At 69.8% G+C, this 15,807-nt stretch carries 14 protein-coding genes; 12 read left to right on the top strand and 2 right to left on the bottom strand.

What is annotated here, in order from left to right; genetic code table 11:
• The first annotated feature begins 206 nt into the window (after positions 1-206).
• The 3 genes from ACFYWL_RS29705 to ACFYWL_RS29695 are packed head-to-tail and all read left to right on the top strand — an operon-like array spanning position 207 to position 2,650.
• Positions 207-938, top strand: a complete 732-nt coding sequence (locus ACFYWL_RS29705) for a BTAD domain-containing putative transcriptional regulator (protein ID WP_386979620.1) — start codon at positions 207-209, stop codon at positions 936-938.
• A gap of 57 nt (positions 939-995) precedes the next feature.
• Positions 996-1,595 carry a dTDP-4-dehydrorhamnose 3,5-epimerase family protein gene (locus ACFYWL_RS29700; RefSeq protein WP_386979617.1) on the top strand — a complete coding sequence of 200 codons (600 nt, stop codon included), beginning with the start codon at positions 996-998 and terminating at the stop codon, positions 1,593-1,595.
• A gap of 56 nt (positions 1,596-1,651) precedes the next feature.
• The gene (locus ACFYWL_RS29695; protein WP_386979614.1) at positions 1,652-2,650 is read left to right on the top strand and encodes a Gfo/Idh/MocA family protein; all 999 of its coding nucleotides are present in this window, start codon (positions 1,652-1,654) and stop codon (positions 2,648-2,650) included.
• Between the two features lie 160 nt (positions 2,651-2,810).
• On the opposite strand, the gene ACFYWL_RS29690 is transcribed toward ACFYWL_RS29695, so the two are convergent.
• Positions 2,811-3,989 (bottom strand): nucleotide disphospho-sugar-binding domain-containing protein, encoded by a 1,179-nt coding sequence (locus tag ACFYWL_RS29690; RefSeq protein WP_386979611.1) that lies wholly within the window; start codon positions 3,987-3,989, stop codon positions 2,811-2,813.
• 73 nt (positions 3,990-4,062) lie between these two features.
• Positions 4,063-4,854 (bottom strand): class I SAM-dependent methyltransferase, encoded by a 792-nt coding sequence (locus ACFYWL_RS29685; RefSeq protein ID WP_386979608.1) that lies wholly within the window; start codon positions 4,852-4,854, stop codon positions 4,063-4,065.
• A 212-nt stretch (positions 4,855-5,066) separates the two neighbouring features.
• On the opposite strand from ACFYWL_RS29685, the gene ACFYWL_RS29680 reads away from it, so the two are divergent.
• From ACFYWL_RS29680 to ACFYWL_RS29640, 9 genes are all read left to right on the top strand, one after another.
• A complete protein-coding gene (locus ACFYWL_RS29680; RefSeq protein WP_386979605.1) occupies positions 5,067-6,209 on the top strand; it encodes a DegT/DnrJ/EryC1/StrS family aminotransferase in 1,143 nt (380 codons plus the stop codon).
• Positions 6,210-6,325: 116 nt separating this feature from the next.
• Positions 6,326-7,468: an acyltransferase family protein gene (locus ACFYWL_RS29675; RefSeq protein WP_386979602.1), complete on the top strand. Its 1,143-nt coding sequence runs from the start codon at positions 6,326-6,328 to the stop codon at positions 7,466-7,468.
• Between the two features lie 48 nt (positions 7,469-7,516).
• Positions 7,517-8,404, top strand: coding sequence for a glucose-1-phosphate thymidylyltransferase RfbA (gene rfbA, locus ACFYWL_RS29670; protein WP_386979599.1), 888 nt, complete (start codon positions 7,517-7,519; stop codon positions 8,402-8,404).
• Positions 8,401-9,399, top strand: a complete 999-nt coding sequence (gene rfbB, locus ACFYWL_RS29665) for a dTDP-glucose 4,6-dehydratase (protein ID WP_386979596.1) — start codon at positions 8,401-8,403, stop codon at positions 9,397-9,399. The genes rfbA and rfbB overlap by 4 nt, the downstream gene beginning before the upstream one ends.
• Positions 9,400-9,463: 64 nt before the next feature.
• Positions 9,464-10,768, top strand: a complete 1,305-nt coding sequence (locus tag ACFYWL_RS29660) for an acyl-CoA dehydrogenase family protein (protein ID WP_386979593.1) — start codon at positions 9,464-9,466, stop codon at positions 10,766-10,768.
• 5 nt (positions 10,769-10,773) lie between these two features.
• On the top strand, positions 10,774-11,895 hold the full coding sequence (locus ACFYWL_RS29655; RefSeq protein WP_386979590.1) for a DegT/DnrJ/EryC1/StrS family aminotransferase: 1,122 nt from the start codon (positions 10,774-10,776) through the stop codon (positions 11,893-11,895).
• A 21-nt stretch (positions 11,896-11,916) separates the two neighbouring features.
• On the top strand, positions 11,917-13,161 hold the full coding sequence (locus tag ACFYWL_RS29650) for a methyltransferase domain-containing protein (RefSeq protein WP_386979712.1): 1,245 nt from the start codon (positions 11,917-11,919) through the stop codon (positions 13,159-13,161).
• Between the two features lie 220 nt (positions 13,162-13,381).
• A complete protein-coding gene (locus ACFYWL_RS29645; protein ID WP_386979587.1) occupies positions 13,382-13,783 on the top strand; it encodes a hypothetical protein in 402 nt (133 codons plus the stop codon).
• Between the two features lie 100 nt (positions 13,784-13,883).
• Positions 13,884-15,807: type I polyketide synthase (locus ACFYWL_RS29640; RefSeq protein ID WP_386979584.1), on the top strand; the 1,924-nt coding region annotated here is incomplete at its 3' end.

Below are 15,807 nucleotides of genomic sequence, written 5' to 3'. Positions count from 1 at the left end.
TCGTCCGGTTCGAATGAACGGCTGCCGGACGGGGGGGCCGCGATCTGCGCCTAAGCGCGAGAAGAAACCATTTCCGCCGGGATGAGGTTTACTATCGTCGCGCCGCTCCGATTGGAGTACTTGGAGGCCACGGCTTGAGATACGAGATTCTTGGTCCCGTTCGCATCACGGCCGGCATGGACACGCCATCGGTGGGGACGCACAAGATGGAGGTGTTGCTACGGACCCTCCTGATCCGCAACGGACATATTCTATCTCTTGATCAGCTAGCCACAGAATTGTGGGGCGACAGACCTCCCATCCGAGCACGCGCCTCCATTCACGTCTACGTCTCCCAACTGCGCAAGGTGCTCAACAAGTTCTCGCAGAACAGTTGCGTGATAACGACGAGGGCCCCCGGATACGTCCTGGAGCTGGGCGGGGACGAGCTCGACCTCGAACTGTTCCTCGCCCTGGTCGAGAAGGCGCGGCTGCAGCGCTCGGTACACCGGCACGACCTGGCTGTCGACACCCTGACCGAGGCGCTGCGGTTCTGGCGGGAGCCGGTCCAGGCGTCCTCCTACGAGGGCCCGATCATCCGGGAGTTCGCCAACTGGGCCGAGGAGCTGCGGGTCGAATGCACGGAGCTGCTGGCCCGCTCGCTGCTCGCCTCCGACCAGAACAGCAAGGCCGTGCGAATACTGTACGGACTGATCGCCGAGTTCCCGCTCCGGGAGAAGCTCTACGCGTTCCTCATGGAGGCGCTCAGCCAGTCCGGACGCCGAGCGGACGCCTTGGAGGTCTACCAGACGGCGCGGAGGCAGATCCGCGACGAACTCGGCCTCGAGCCGTGCCGGTTCCTGCGGGAGACGCAGGAAATCATCCTCAAGGACAACCTCGACGAGCTGAGCTTCCGGCGCGCTCGCCACGAACAACCCGTGCAGCCGTACGCCGTGTGATTCTCAAGCGGTCCCGGCGAGAGCCGAAACCGATGAAACGGAGCTGATGTGGATAGTATGGACTTCACCGAAACCTCGATCCCGGGCGCCTACCGGATCACCGTCACCCAGCACTCGGACCGCCGTGGCAGCTTCTTCGAGGCGTGGCGATTCAGCGAGTTGCTCCAGCAGGTCGGCCAGCGATTCGAGATCCGTCAGGTCAACTACTCCGTCTCCCGGCGGAACACCCTGCGCGGGATCCACGGCACCACGCTGCCCCCCGGCCAGAGCAAGCTGGTCACCTGCGTACGGGGAGCGGCGATGGACGTCGCGGTCGACCTGCGTGTCGGCTCACCGACCTTCGGCAAGTTCGACGTGACGTTCCAGGACGCGACGTCCGGGATCGGCGTCTACCTCACCGAGGGCATCGGACACGCCTTCCTGGCCCTGGCCGACGACACCTGCATGAGTTACCTGTGCGGGGCGGAGTACGTGCCGGGCACCATGATCGACGTGGCCGCGCTGGACCCGGCGCTGGGCATCCCCTGGGAGCTGGACGGCCCACCCGTCATGTCCGACAAGGACGCGGCAGCGCCGACCCTCGCCGAGGCCGCCGAGTCGGGGCTGCTCCCCACCTACGAGCAGGTGCTGGCGACCGCCCGATCCGACGTCCGCTGAAGGCCCATCTCCCCCGGTGGCAGTTCACCGACCGAAACCTCGCCCAAGGAGTGCCGATGGAGCACATGGGGAACACCAAGCCGGTCCGCATGGGGGTGATCGGATGCGCCGATATCGCGTGGCGACGAACCCTGCCGGCGATGGAGAACGAGCCTCTCATCGCGCTCACCGCCATCGCGAGCCGACACAGGGACAGGGCAACCCAGTTCACCGAACGGTTCGGGGGCGCGCCTGTCGAGGGATACGACGCGCTGCTGGAGCAGGACGACATCGATGCGGTGTACGTGCCGCTGCCGGCCGTGCTGCACGCCGAGTGGATCGAGCGGGCGCTGCGCGCGGGCAAGCACGTGCTGGCCGAGAAGCCCCTCACGACCGACCGTAAGCAGGCGGAGCACCTGTTCCGGGTGGCGGCCGACCACCGGCTCGTGCTGATGGAGAACTTCATGTTCCTCCACCACCACCAGCACCAGCGGGTCGCCGACATGCTCGCCGACGGGGTCATCGGGGAGGTCCGGTCGTTCGCGTCGAGCTTCACGATCCCGCCCAAGCCGCAGGGCGACATCCGCTACCAGGCCGACGTGGGTGGCGGCGCGCTGCTGGACATCGGCGTCTACCCCATCCGGGCCGCGGGCCGTTTCCTCGGACCGACGCTGGAGGTCGCCGGCGCCGTGTTCCGCCACGAGCGGTTCCGCGACGTGGTGGTCGGGGGCAGCGCTCTGCTGGCCACCGACCAGGGGGTGACCGCGCAGCTCACGTTCGGTATGGAGCATTCGTACACCAACACGTACGAGTTCCGGGGGAGCACCGGCCGGCTCTGGCTGAATCGGGTGTTCACGCCGCCGGCCACGCACCAGCCGGTCATCTACATCGAGCGGCAGGATCACTTCGAACAGTTCGTCCTGCCCGCCGACGACCAGTTCGCCAAGATCATCCGGGCTTTCGCGCAGGCCGTCCTCGCCGGGCGCGCCGAGCCGGCGTGGACCGAGGGATCCCTGGCGCACGCGTCCCTGGTCGACGCCGTCATCGCGAACGCGCTCAAGTTCCCCTTCTCGTAGCGCGCCGAGGGCTTCGTCCTCCCGGCCGGGCCCGGCCGTCGTTCCTGCGCGCAGGCGGCGGGCCGGAGGCCCGGCCACGGCCCCGCAAACGGCACGGCGTGATCGTCGCCGACCGGATCGGCGACGATCACGCCGTGGGCCGCTGCCGGCAGCCGCCGGGCTATCGGGCCGAGTCGGCCAGCGCCTGGAGCGTGGGAACGAGCTGCGTCGCGTCCGGCCGGGCGGCGTTGCGTTGCGCGAGCGCCTGGGCCGCCGCCCGGATGCTGGACCCGTCGAGCAGCTCCGCCACCGTCTTCCCGATGGACTCGGCGGTGACCTCGTCGGGGGTGAGGGACAGGCCGGCCCCGCTCGCCGTCAGCAGCTCGGCGCCGAGGGGCTGCGCGCTGATCTGGGGCACGACGAGCTGCGGCACGCCGGACGCGACGGCGGCCAGCACCGTGCCGGGCCCGCCCTGGTTGATGAGCGCGTCGCAGGTCGGCAGCAGCATCGACAGCGGAAGCCAGTCCACCACCCGCACGTTGTCCCGGGGCGCCCCGAGCAGCGTGCGATCGATCTTCCCCAGCGCCGCCACCACCTCCACGTCCATGTCCGCCAGCGCCTCGACGATGCGCAGCGGGGTCCGCAGCACCTCGGCGCCCATGAAGTCGCTCGTGGTCCCCCAGCTGATGCAGACCCGTGGCCGGCCCGCCGGCTCGTCCAGCCAGGAGGGGGTGAGGGCGGAGCCGTTGTACGGCACGTAGCGGGTCGCGTGCCGGCTGGCCATCCGGATGGCGAGGAGCTCGTCCGGGCAGGGATCGATCACCAGGTCGGCGTAGTCGGGGCCCAGGGGCACGTCCCACCTGTCGAGGAAGGCCAGCAGTTCCTTCGGCCAGTTCTGCCGCACCTCGCTCTCGGCGACGAGGTCCGCCCAGAGCTGGTCGGGCATCGGCCCCCACGTGTGCAGGACCAGCGGCGCGCCGACGGCCCTGGCGACCACCGGGGCGACGAACGCGGCGGGATCCGCCACCACCAGATCCGGCGACCAGCGCCGGGCGAACGGCACGAGGTCGGCCGCGAACGCCTCGGCGATCCGGACGTGCGGCACGACGATCTGCTCGATGCTCGGTGTGGTGCCGCCCGGCCCCTCCAGGCCACCGGCGAGGGCCTTCTTCAGCTCGCTCATGAAGTCGGGGCCGGCGCCGGCCTCGACCGCGGGCAGGCCGGCGCCCAGCACGTCCCGCACCAGGGGAGGTTGGACCGCGACCCGCACGTCGTGGCCCGCCGCGCGAAGCGCCCAGGCCAGCGGGACGAGTGGGAAGAGATGCGACCGGAAGGTGGCCGAGGTGAACAGGACCCGCATCAGATACTCCTCGCATTGGTGTTCGGCCCGCACGGGCCGACGTCGGTTCTGCTGGATGTCGCACGGCTCCCGGCTAGCCGGGACGCTGCCCGACCAGGTGGAAGTTCCGGGCGGTGAGGGGGTAGGGCATCCGGTCGGCCAGGGCGATCTCGAGCTTCTCCAGCCGGGCGAAGAACTCCGGATCGGACTTGATGTCGTTGTCGGCGATGACGTTGCAGACGTTGATCACCCCGTAGTGGCCGACGATCTCCAGGCCGCTGTCCCGGAGGTCGGCGCCGATCTGCTCGGCGGTGAGCACGGCCACCTCCCTGCCGTACACCGGGACCTGCTTGGTCCTCGCGGTCACCGCCCGCAGGGCCGCGTCCAGGTCGAGCTCGCGCACGGCCGCCTCCAACGGCACGGCGTAGGCGTTCGGGCCGACGACCGACAACGACCCGCCCGGCTTGAGGACCTTGACCAGGCCGCGGATCACCACCGCCGGGTCGGCGACGTACTGCAGGAGGTTGTGGCACAGCAGCAGGTCGAACTCCTCGCCGGCGAAGAGCTCCGGCACGTCGTGCGCGTCGCCCTCCCGGACCTCGATGCGCTCCCCGACCCCCTCGTCGGCCGCCAGCCGCTGCGCCATGGCGAGGGAGACGGGCGCCGAGTCCAGGACGGTGACGTGGTGGCCGCGCGCGGCGATCGGGACGGCGTCCCGGCCGTTGCCGCCGGCCACGTCGAGCACGCGCAGCGGGCGGTCGCCGAGATGGCGGGCGACGTTGGCCTCGACGACCGAGTAGCGCAACCGGCCCCAGGGAGTCTTCTGCCATTGTTGAAATTGGGCGAGGCGCTCGTCGAAGAGCGCGTTCTCGATAGCGTTGCCCACGGTCCTACCTCCGGGACGGGGATGAAGTGTCGTGCACCGGACGACCGGCCCTGCAACGACTATCCATGCGCCCTGAAGCTATGCTAAAGCTGGAGCCCCGACAGGTTTAGTCGGGATTTAGGGAAAGTCACAATAATCTGCATCGACCCGTGGCGCAGGCGAGTGCCCAATCATTTCGACCTGCAGTGTCACCATGACCGGGAGACGCGTGCATGATTAATGTGACCCAGCCCAGCATCGGGGCAGAGGAGCTCGCCGCGATCAATGCAGTTTTCGACAGCAAGTGGCTCGGCAGCGGCCCCCGCACCGAGGAGTTCGAGGGCCTGTTCGCCCAGCACCTGGGGGTGCCGGCCGACAACGTGCTGTTCCTCAACTCGGCGACGTCCGCGCTCTTCCTCGCCGTCGAACTGCTCGGCATCGGGCCGGGCGACGACGTGGTCATGCCGTCGAACGGTTTCGTCGCCAACGCCAGCGCCGTGGTCGCGGCCGGCGGCCGCCCGGTGTTCTGCGACATCGACGAGCATCACCTCAATCCGTCGGTGTCGGACGTCCTGGCGGCGCTCACCCCGCGTACCAGGGCGGTCATGGTGCTGCACTACGGCGGTTACCCGGGAGACGTGGACAAGATCGCCGCGGTGTGCGCCGAACGTGGCATCGCGCTGATCGAGGACGCGGCGGTCTCCATCGCCTCCAGCGTGCGCGGCCAGATGTGCGGAACCTTCGGCGACCTCGGCATCTGGAGCCTCGACTCGCGCAAGGTGATCACCACCGGCGACGGCGGCGTGTTGTACGCGCGGGACCCGGCCGTGGCCCAGCGGGCCCGCCGGCTGTCGTACCACGGGCTGGACGACCGGAGCTCGTTCACCACGGCCACGAAATCGCAGCACGTGTGGTGGAGCTTCCAGATCGAGGACATCGGCCGCCGACTGGTCGGCAACGACATCACCGCGGCGATCGGCACGGTGCAGTTGGGCAAGCTCGCCGGGTTCGTCGAACGACGCCGGGCGATCGGGCAGCGTTACGACAAGGCGCTGGGCGGCTTCTCCGGCATCCGGCTGCCTCCCCCGCTGCCCGAGGGGCACCGCTCCACCCACTACTTCTACTGCGTGCGGTTCGACTCGCAGGCCATCCGCGACGGGGTGAGCGAGGACCTGCTGGCGAACGGCATCTACACGTCCTACCGCTATTACCCCCTGCACCGGGTGCGGCGCTACGGCGCCACGGACGCCGCGCTGCCCGTGACCGACGCGGTGTCGGACACGTCGCTGCTGCTGCCCGCGCACCAGTCGCTGCTCGACGACGAGGTCGACATGATCGCGCAGCAGGTGCTGGCGGCCGTCGAGGCGCGGCTCTGACCGGGCCGACGCAGCCCGCAACAACCCCCGGCAATCCCCAACCAGCAGGACTTGCAGCAACCGGGCCACCGCGGACGGTCGTCACTGCCTACAGGCCGAAAGGAAAGGCGTGCCACATGGTGGACGAAAGTAAAGTGAGCAGACTCGACTCACTGACCGGCGCCCGGTTCATCGCCGCTGTCTCGGTGTTCATCTTCCATGCCGCGAGCATTCGGATCTTCCAGCCCACCGGCCCGGACAGCGATTTCTTCCTGACCATTTCGGCGACTTCCGGCACCATGGCGGTCTCGTTCTTCTTCGTGCTCAGCGGCTTCATCCTGACCTGGTCGGCGCGCAAGTACGACACGGCCCGGGAATTCTACCGACGGCGCTTCTTCAAGATTTTCCCGAATCACGTCGTGACGTTCCTGCTGTCGCTGGTGGTCTACGCCAGCCTGGCCGGCGCGCTCCTGCCGGCGCTGCTCAACATCACGCTGCTGCACGCCTGGGTCCCGAAGATGCCGTACTTCATCAGCTTCAATCACGTGACCTGGTCGCTGTCGTGCGAGCTGCTGTTCTACGCGTCCTTCCCCCTGCTGTACAAGCTGGCCCAGCGCATCCCGGCCCAGCGGCTCTGGTGGGCGGCGGGCGGGGTCCTGGCGGCGATCTTCGCCGTGCCGCTGGTCGCGAAGCTGCTGCCCACCGAGCCGCGGATGATGCTGTTGCTGACCGACAACCAGAGCTTCTCCGAGCCGATCCTGCAGTACTGGTTCGTCTACATCTTCCCGCCGGTGCGGCTGCTCGACTTCGTCCTGGGCATCCTGATGGCGCGGATCGTGCTCGCCGGGCGATGGATCAACCTCCGGCCGCTGCCCGCGCTGGCCGTGGTCCTGGCATGCTACGTCCTGGCGAGCTTCGTGCCGTTCCTCTACTCCCTGAACGCCGTCACCATCGCCGCGGTGGCGCTGATCATCCCCGCGGTGGCGAGCGCCGAGGTCGCGGGCCGGCCGACGTTCCTCGCCAGCCGGCCGATGGTCTGGCTGGGCGAGATCTCGTTCGCGTTCTACATGGTCCACATGATGGTGATCCTCTACGGACGTCAGCAGGTGGGATACCGGCACTTCCTGCCCACGACGCAGGGGATCGGCTGGGTCCTGCTGATGTTCGCGATCACGCTGGCCGGCGGATGGCTGCTGTACGTCGCCGTGGAGCGGCCGATGATGCGGCGCTTTGCCAGGGCCAGACGCAAGCGTCCGGCCGTGGAGACCAGCGTCTCCTGAGACATCCATACCAGACCGAACCCGTCCTCAGGTTGCAGAGGTGCGCTCGTGAAGGGAATCGTTCTGGCCGGAGGGTCGGGCACACGCCTGCACCCCCTGACCGTGGCCTTCTCCAAGCAATTGCTTCCGCTCTACGACAAGCCGATGATCTACTACCCGCTCTCGACGCTCATGCTCGGCGGGATACGGGAATTCCTGATCATCTCCACGCCGGCGGACCTGCCGCTGTTCCGCAAGCTGCTCGGCACCGGCGCGGAGCTGGGTCTGCGGATCAGCTACGCCGAGCAGCAGCGGCCGGCTGGGATCGCCGAGGCGTTCCGGATCGGCGCCGAGTTCGTCGGATCGGACCCCGTGTCGCTCATCCTGGGCGACAACATCTTCCACAGCCCCCAGTTGCCGGACCTGCTCGCCCGGGGCATGGCGGAGGCCGACGGCTGCGCGCTGTTCGGCCACACCGTCGCCGATCCGCGCCCCTACGGCGTGGTGGAGAAGGACGCCGACGGACGCCTGGTCGGCATCGAGGAGAAGCCGGCCCACCCCCGCAGCTCCGAGATCGTGACCGGCCTGTACGTCTACTCCCCCGACGTGGTCGAGCTGGCCCACCGGATCCGCCCGTCGGCGCGCGGCGAACTCGAGATCACCGACGTCAACCGCCACTACCTCGCTCAGGGCCGGGCCCGGTTGCACTCGCTCGGGCCGGACAGCACCTGGCTGGACGCCGGCACCTACGACGGGCTGCTCGACGCCGCCGCGTTCGTGCGCTCGGAGCAGCGGCGGGGCAGCCGGATCGCCTGCCCGGAGGAGATCGCGTTCCGCATGGGCTACATCGATGCGGACGCCTGTTACCGCCTCGGCAGCAGACGGCAGAACTCCGGCTACGGCCGGTACCTCATGGACATCTCCCGGGCGGCGGTCGAGGCGGGTGTGGGTGCATGACGACGAGCAAACGCGTGGTCGTCACCGGGGGCGCCGGTTTCATCGGCTCGCACTACGTCCGGCAGCTCATCGGCGGCGCCTATCCGGCGTTCGCCGACGCCAGCGTCGTCGTGCTCGACAAGCTGACCTACGCGGGCAACCTCGACAACCTGGCCACCGTCTCCGGCGACGAGCGGTTCGAGCTGGTGGCCGGAGACATCTGCGACGCGGAGCTGCTCGCCGGGCTGCTCCCGGGCGCCGATGTCGTCGTCCACTTCGCCGCCGAGTCGCACGTGGACCGCTCCATCGCCGGCGCCGCCGACTTCATGCACACCAACGTCCAGGGCACGTACACCGTGTTGCAGGCCTGCCTGGACGCGGGCGTCGGGCGGGTGGTGCAGGTGTCCACCGACGAGGTGTACGGCTCGATCGCGACCGGCTCGTGGCCGGAGAGCGACCCGCTCGAACCGAACTCGCCGTACTCCGCCTCGAAGGCGTGCGGCGACCTGATCGCGCGGTCGTACTTCCGGACCTACGGCCTGCCGGTGTGCCTGACCCGGTGCTCGAACAACTACGGGCCCCACCAGTACCCCGAGAAGATCATTCCGCTCTTCATCACCAATCTTCTCGACGGCCGGCCGGTGCCGCTGTACGGCGACGGGCGCAACGTGCGCGACTGGCTGCACGTCGACGACCACTGCCGGGCCATCCAGCTGGTGGTGGAGGGCGGCAGGCCGGGCGAGGTCTACAACGTCGGCGGCGGGACCGAGCTCAGCAACCACGACCTCACCGCGCGGTTGCTCGCGGAGCTCGGGGCCGACTGGTCGTCGGTGCGGCACGTACCGGACCGGCCGGGACACGACCGGCGCTACTCGGTCGACTGGCGAAAGATCAAGAACGAGCTCGGCTACGAGCCCCGCATCGGCCTGGAGACCGGCCTCACCGAGACGGTCCGGTGGTACGTCGAGAACCGGGACTGGTGGGAACCGCTCCGCAAGACCGGAGCGTCCGTGTGATTCCGCTTCCCAGACCGCCGAGATCACGCAGATGACCGGCGGCGCGAACAGTACGGAGCAGCCCATGTCCACAAGGCCAGCACGCCAGGAGCCGATCCCGGGACTCTACGAACCGGTCACCGCGGCGGGCCACGCCGTGCTCGACCGGCTCCGCGGTTACCTGCCGCTGATCAGGTCCACCGCCGCCGAGCACGACCGCGCCGGCACCTTCCCCACCGGCACCTTCGACACCTTCCGCAAGGAGGGCATGCTGGGCGCCACGGTCCCCGCCGAGCTGGGCGGCATGGGCCTGGACCGGCTGTACGACGTGGCGGTCGCGATCCTGGCGGTCGCGCAGGCCGACGCGTCGACGGCCCTCGCCCTGCACATGCAGTTCAGCCGGGGTCTCACCCTCGGCTACGAGTGGCGTCACGGCGGACCGCCCGCGCGGGCCCTGGCCGAACGCCTGCTCCGGGCGATGGTCGCCGGTGACGCGGTGGTCTGCTCGGGCATCAGGGACCACCACTCGGCGGTGACGACGCTGTCGCCCGACGGGTCGGGCGGTTGGCTGCTGTCCGGCCGCAAGACGCTGGTCAGCGCCGGACCGGTCGGCACCCACTTCGTCATCAACGCGCAGACCGACGGCACCGGTGAGCCGCCCCGGCTGGCGTCGCCGGTCGTCACGCGCGACAACCCCGGGCTCTCGGTGCTGGACAACTGGGACGGTCTCGGGATGCGGGCGTCGGGGACCGTCGACATCGTCTTCGACGACTGCCCCATCCCGGCCTCGGACGTCCTGATGCGTGACCCGGTGGGCGCCCGCAACGACGCGGCGCTGGCGGGACAGACGGTCAGCTCCATCGCCATGCTGGCGATCTACGTCGGCGTCGCGCAGGCCGCCTACGACCTGACCGTGGCGGCGCTCACCCGCCGGGCCGAGCCGCCGTCGGCCGCCGCGCGCACCCTCGTCGCGGACGCCGGCGCCCGCCTCTACGCGCTGCGCGCCACCGCCGGCACCGCGCTGACCACCATCGACGTGCTCAACACCGATACGTCGATGGACCCCGCCGAGCGCGGCCGGCAGATGATGCGGCCGTTCCAGCACGCCAAGATGATGGTCAACCAGCTCGCCCCCTCGATCGTCAACGACTGCCTGACGCTCGTCGGCGGCGCGGCGTTCACCGCCGGGCACCCGCTCGCCCGCTGCTACCGCGACGTGCGGGCCGGCGGGTTCATGCAGCCGTACACCTATGTCGACGCGGTTGACTTCCTCAGCTCGCAGGCGTTCGGGATCGAGCGGGACAACAACTACATGAGCCACTGGGCGATCCGCGCCCGCAGTCAGGGCAGTGCCACGTCCGAATCACCCTCCAAGCTTCGGTCACGGTGAGGAACATGACGACGCGCGTATGGGACTACCTGCCGGAGTACCGGCAAGAGAAGGCGGACCTGCTCCGGGCCGTCGAGACGGTCTTCGGGTCCGGCCAGCTGATTCTCGGCGACAGCGTGCGAGGCTTCGAGGCGGAGTTCGCCGCCTATCTCGGTGTGCCGCACTGCGTCGGCGTCGACAACGGCACCAACGCCGTCACACTGGGGCTGGAGGCCCTGGGGATCGGCCCCGGCGACGAGGTGATCACCGTGTCCAACACGGCGGCGCCCACCGTCCTCGCCATCGACAACGCGGGCGCTGTCCCGGTCTTCGTCGACGTGCGCGAGGACGACTTCCTGATGGACACCGACCTGGTCGCCGCCGCGATCACACCACGGACCAGGGCGCTGCTGCCCGTCCACCTGTACGGCCAGTGCGTCGACATGGCCCCGCTGCACCGGCTGGCGGCCGAGCACGGCCTGCTCGTCCTGGAGGACTGCGCGCAGGCGCACGGCGCCCGCCACCACGGCCGGCTCGCGGGCACGATGGGCGACGCCGCCGCCTTCTCCTTCTACCCCACGAAGGTGCTGGGCGCCTACGGCGACGGCGGAGCGGTCGTCACCGGCGACCCGCACGTCGCCAAGCGCCTGCGCAAGCTGCGGTACTACGGCATGGAGCAGGTGTACTACGTCGTGGAGACGCCGGGACACAACTGTCGGCTCGACGAGGTGCAGGCCGAGATCCTGCGCACCAAGCTGCCCCGGCTCGACTCCTACATCGCCCGCCGGCAGGCCGTGGCGCGCCGGTACCAGGAGGAACTGGGCGACCTCGCCGACTCGCACGGCCTGATCCTGCCGGCGGTCGCCGAGGGCAACGAGCACGTCTACTACGTGTACGTCGTGCGCCATCCACGCCGTGACGAGATCATCGAGCGGCTCAAGCAGTACGGCATCCTGCTGAACATCAGCTACCCGTGGCCGGTGCACACCATGCGGGGCTTCGCCAAGCTCCAGTACGCCGAGGGCTCCCTGCCGGTCACCGAACGACTGGCCAGGGAGATCTTCTCGCTGCCCATGTACCCGTCGCTGTCCCAGGACCTGCAGGACAAGGTGATCAGTGCGGTGCGCGAGGTTCTGACTGATCTGTGACCCACCCGAAGGAGCTCGATGATGACCAACCTGGCCGACGCCTCCCCGCCGGCTGCCTGCCGCGTCTGCGGCGGCGGTGTGCAGGAGTTTCTCGACCTGGGCCGTCAGCCGCTGTCCGACCGGTTCCGCAGGCCCGACGAGCTGGGCGACGAGTTCACCTACCGGCTCGCCGTCGGCCGGTGCGACTCGTGCGCGATGGTGCAGCTGACCGAGGAGGTTCCGCGTGACCTCATGTTCCACGAGGTGTACCCGTACCACTCGTCGGGCTCCTCCGTCATGCGGGAGCACTTCGCGATGCTCGCCCGCGAGTTCCTGACCTCCGAGCTGACCGGGCCCGACCCGTTCATCGTGGAGATCGGCTGCAACGACGGGATCATGCTGCGGACGATCCAGGAGGCGGGCGTACGGCACCTGGGGTTCGAGCCGTCGAGCGGCGTGGCCGAGAAGGCGCGGGAGAAGGGGGTGCGGGTCCGGACCGACTTCTTCGAGAAGTCCACGGCCGACGACGTGCGCCGCAGCGAGGGCCCCGCGAACGTCATCTACGCCGCGAACACGCTGTGCCACATCCCGTACGTCCAGTCGGTCCTCGAAGGGGTGGACGCGCTGCTGGCGCCGGACGGCGTCTTCGTCTTCGAGGACCCCTACCTCGGTGACATCGTCGCCAAGACGTCCTTCGACCAGATCTACGACGAGCACTTCTTCCTCTTCTCGGCCACGTCGGTCCAGGTCATGGCGCAACGGTGCGGCTTCGAGCTGGTGAACGTGCAGCGGCTTCCCGTGCACGGCGGCGAGGTCCGCTACACCCTGGCCCGGCAGGGCAGCCGCGCCCCGTCGGCGGCGGTGGCGCAGCTGCTGGCCGCCGAGCGGGAGCAGGAGCTCAGCGACATGGCGACGCTGCGGGCGTTCGCCGCAAACGTGGTCAGGATCCGGGACGAGCTGACCGCCCTGCTGACCCGCCTGCGCGCCGAGGGACGCAGCGTGGTGGGGTACGGCGCCACCGCGAAGAGCGCCACGGTGACGAACTTCTGCGGGATCGGCCCCGACCTGGTGCACTCGGTGTACGACACGACACCCGACAAGCAGAACCGGCTCACCCCCGGCATGCACATCCCGGTCCGGCCGGCCTCGGCGTTCAGCGATCCGTACCCGGACTACGCCCTCCTGTTCGCCTGGAACCACGCCGAGGAGATCATGGCCAAGGAGCAGGAGTTCCACCAGGCCGGCGGGCGGTGGATCCTGTACGTGCCGGAGGTGCACATCCGCTGACCCCGTTGTTGCGGGTGACTGGGCCGGACGAGGCGCGCCTCGTCCGGCCCGGTCACCTGACGGGTCCACTTCGGCCGCGCACTGCCGCGACGACAAGCGCATTAGGCTGAATTAAGAGCCGCTGACCATGATTTCTTCCGGGGCCGCAAGACCCCTTTCCCGGCCGCGCCCACGGTGCCCGCCGGGCCCGCGGCGTTTCGAAGAATCAGGGACGGATCTCATGTATCTCGAAAAGCTCAGAGAGGTCTGCCACACGAATGTGCACCGGGAGACCCGTCCGGGCGTGGGGCATCACCTCACCTTCACCGAGGAGCTCTACGACGTCGAGGGCAACCTCGTCTCCACCTCCGAGGGCATGGCGGTGGTCTACGGCGACCCGACGGACGGCAGCCTGATGCAACTGATGACGGCCACCGAGAGGCTGGCCGACGGCACCATCAGCTGGACCGGCACGGTGCGGCAGGAAGACCCCGCCGGGACCGAATTCGTGGTCAACAGTTTCCCGGCGATCGGCGTGAGCGGACGCTACGCCGGAAAGACCGGGACGCGCACCTTCAAATTCGTCGAGCGGCCCGACGAACACACCACGATCTGTGAGGCCACCATTTACATGGAGGACTGAGAACGGCTGCGCCGGCAACGCGGCGGTGTGTCGTCCCGCCCGGCCGGTTCCCGTTCCAGTGGACCGCCTTCAGCCGTGCGAGGAAAGCGACCAGGACCTGATGAACGATCACGCCACCGTCCCTGCGCGCCCGCTCCCGGAGCCGGACGACGCGATAGCCGTCGTCGGGCTGTCCTGCCGGCTGCCCCAGGCAGCGAACCCGGCCGCGTTCTGGCGGCTGCTGGCCCAGGGACGCAGCGCCATCACTCGCACGCCGCCCGACCGCTGGCCGGACGCCGCGGGAGACAACCCGGGCCTGCGGCACGGCGGTTTCCTGGACGACGTCGACCGGTTCGACCCGGCCTTCTTCGGCATCTCGCCGCGGGAGGCCGCGGGGATGGACCCGCAGCAGCGGCTGATGCTGGAGCTGGCGTGGGAGGCGCTCGAAGATGCGATGATCATCCCTGCGAGCCTGGCGGGCGTCCCGGCGGGCGTCTTCGTCGGCGCCATCGGCGACGACTACGCGGCCCTGCTGCACCACGGGGGTCCGGACGCCGCCGACCAGCATTCGCTGACCGGCACCCGGCGGGGCATCATCGCCAACCGGATCTCGTACACGCTGGGCTTGCGGGGCCCCAGCCTCACGGTCGACGCCGCGCAGGCGTCGGCCCTGGTGGCCGTGCACCTGGCGTGCGAGAGCATCCGGTCCGGCGAGTCCACCCTCGCCCTGGCCGGCGGCGTCAACCTGAACGTCGCGACGGCGACGGCCGTGGAGACGGAGCGCTTCGGCGCGCTCTCCCCGGACGGCCGCTGCTACACCTTCGACTCGCGGGCGAACGGCTACGTCCGGGGCGAGGGCGGCGGCTTCGTCGTGCTCAAGCGACTGTCGGCCGCGCTGGCCGACGGCGACGAGGTCTACTGCCTCGTCCGCGGCACCGCGGTGAACAACGACGGCGCCACGGCCGGGCTCACCGTGCCCAGCGCCGCCGCCCAGCGCGAGGTGATGCTCCGGGCCCACGAGCGCACCGGCCTCGCGCCCGGCTCGGTCCAGTACGTCGAGCTGCACGGTACCGGGACGAGGGTCGGCGACCCCGTCGAGGCCACCTCCGTGGGAACGGCTCTCGGCACGGCCCGCCCCGGCTCGCCTCTGCTCGTCGGTTCCGCCAAGACCAACGTCGGCCACCTGGAGGGCGCCGCCGGCATCGTCGGTCTCCTCAAGGCCGCCCTCAGCATCAAGCACCGGCTGCTCCCGCCGAGCCTGAACTTCGCGGAGCCCAACCCGGACATCGACACCGCCGCCCTCAACCTCGAGGTCAACACGACGCTGCGCCCGTGGCCGCGAGCGGACCAGCCGCTCGTCGCCGGGGTCAACTCGTTCGGCATGGGCGGCACGAACTGTCACGTGGTCGTCTCCGAGCCACCGGCCGCCCCCGATCGCGCGGCGTCGGCGGCTCCGGCCGCTCCCCCGGTCGTGCCCTGGGTGGTGTCGGCCCGGGACGGGGCGGCGCTGCGCGAGCAGGCGGCCGCGCTGCTGGCCGCCGTCGAGGAGCAGCCGGACCTCGACCCGGTGGACGTCGGCTGGTCGCTGCTGACCACGAGGTCCGCGTTCGAGGAGCGCGCCGTCGTCCTCGGCGGCGACCGCGAGGGGCTGGTGCGCGGCCTGGGCAAAATCGCCGAGGGCGACGCCGGGCCCGAGGTGGTCACCGGCCGGGTCGCCACGGGACGGGGCAAGACCGTTTTTGTGTTTCCCGGTCACGGAACCCAATGGCCCCGCATGGGCCTCGACCTCTACACCACCAACCCCACCTTCGCCCACCACCTCCACACCTGCGACACCGCACTCCAACCCCACACCGGCTGGTCACTGCTCGACGTCCTCCACCAACACCCCGACGCACCACCCCTCGACCGCGTCGACGTCGTCCAACCCGCCATCTTCGCCATCACCGTCGCCCTCGCCCGCACCTGGCAACACCACGGCATCCACCCCCACGCCGTCATCGGCCACTCCCAAGGCGAAATCGCCGCCGCCCACATCGCCGGCG

Source organism: Micromonospora sp. NPDC002575 (genome assembly GCF_042889525.1).
Taxonomy (GTDB): Bacteria; Actinomycetota; Actinomycetes; order Mycobacteriales; family Micromonosporaceae; genus Micromonospora; species Micromonospora carbonacea.
The sequence above is the reverse complement of the archived record's forward strand: the minus strand, read 5'-3'. Positions and strand labels throughout refer to the sequence as shown.

Excerpts from the sequence above, each read along its gene's own strand:
- ACFYWL_RS29695 (WP_386979614.1), top strand. The coding sequence starts at position 1,652 with ATGGAGCACATGGGGAACACCAAGCCGGTCCGCATGGGGGTGATCGGA.
- ACFYWL_RS29650 (WP_386979712.1), top strand. The coding sequence starts at position 11,917 with ATGACCAACCTGGCCGACGCCTCCCCGCCGGCTGCCTGCCGCGTCTGC.
- ACFYWL_RS29680 (WP_386979605.1), top strand. The coding sequence starts at position 5,067 with ATGATTAATGTGACCCAGCCCAGCATCGGGGCAGAGGAGCTCGCCGCG.
- ACFYWL_RS29645 (WP_386979587.1), top strand. The coding sequence starts at position 13,382 with ATGTATCTCGAAAAGCTCAGAGAGGTCTGCCACACGAATGTGCACCGG.
- ACFYWL_RS29690 (WP_386979611.1), bottom strand. The coding sequence starts at position 3,989 with ATGCGGGTCCTGTTCACCTCGGCCACCTTCCGGTCGCATCTCTTCCCA.
- ACFYWL_RS29705 (WP_386979620.1), top strand. The coding sequence starts at position 207 with ATGGAGGTGTTGCTACGGACCCTCCTGATCCGCAACGGACATATTCTA.
- ACFYWL_RS29660 (WP_386979593.1), top strand. The coding sequence starts at position 9,464 with ATGTCCACAAGGCCAGCACGCCAGGAGCCGATCCCGGGACTCTACGAA.
- ACFYWL_RS29700 (WP_386979617.1), top strand. The coding sequence starts at position 996 with ATGGACTTCACCGAAACCTCGATCCCGGGCGCCTACCGGATCACCGTC.
- ACFYWL_RS29675 (WP_386979602.1), top strand. The coding sequence starts at position 6,326 with ATGGTGGACGAAAGTAAAGTGAGCAGACTCGACTCACTGACCGGCGCC.
- rfbB (WP_386979596.1), top strand. The coding sequence starts at position 8,401 with ATGACGACGAGCAAACGCGTGGTCGTCACCGGGGGCGCCGGTTTCATC.
- ACFYWL_RS29655 (WP_386979590.1), top strand. The coding sequence starts at position 10,774 with ATGACGACGCGCGTATGGGACTACCTGCCGGAGTACCGGCAAGAGAAG.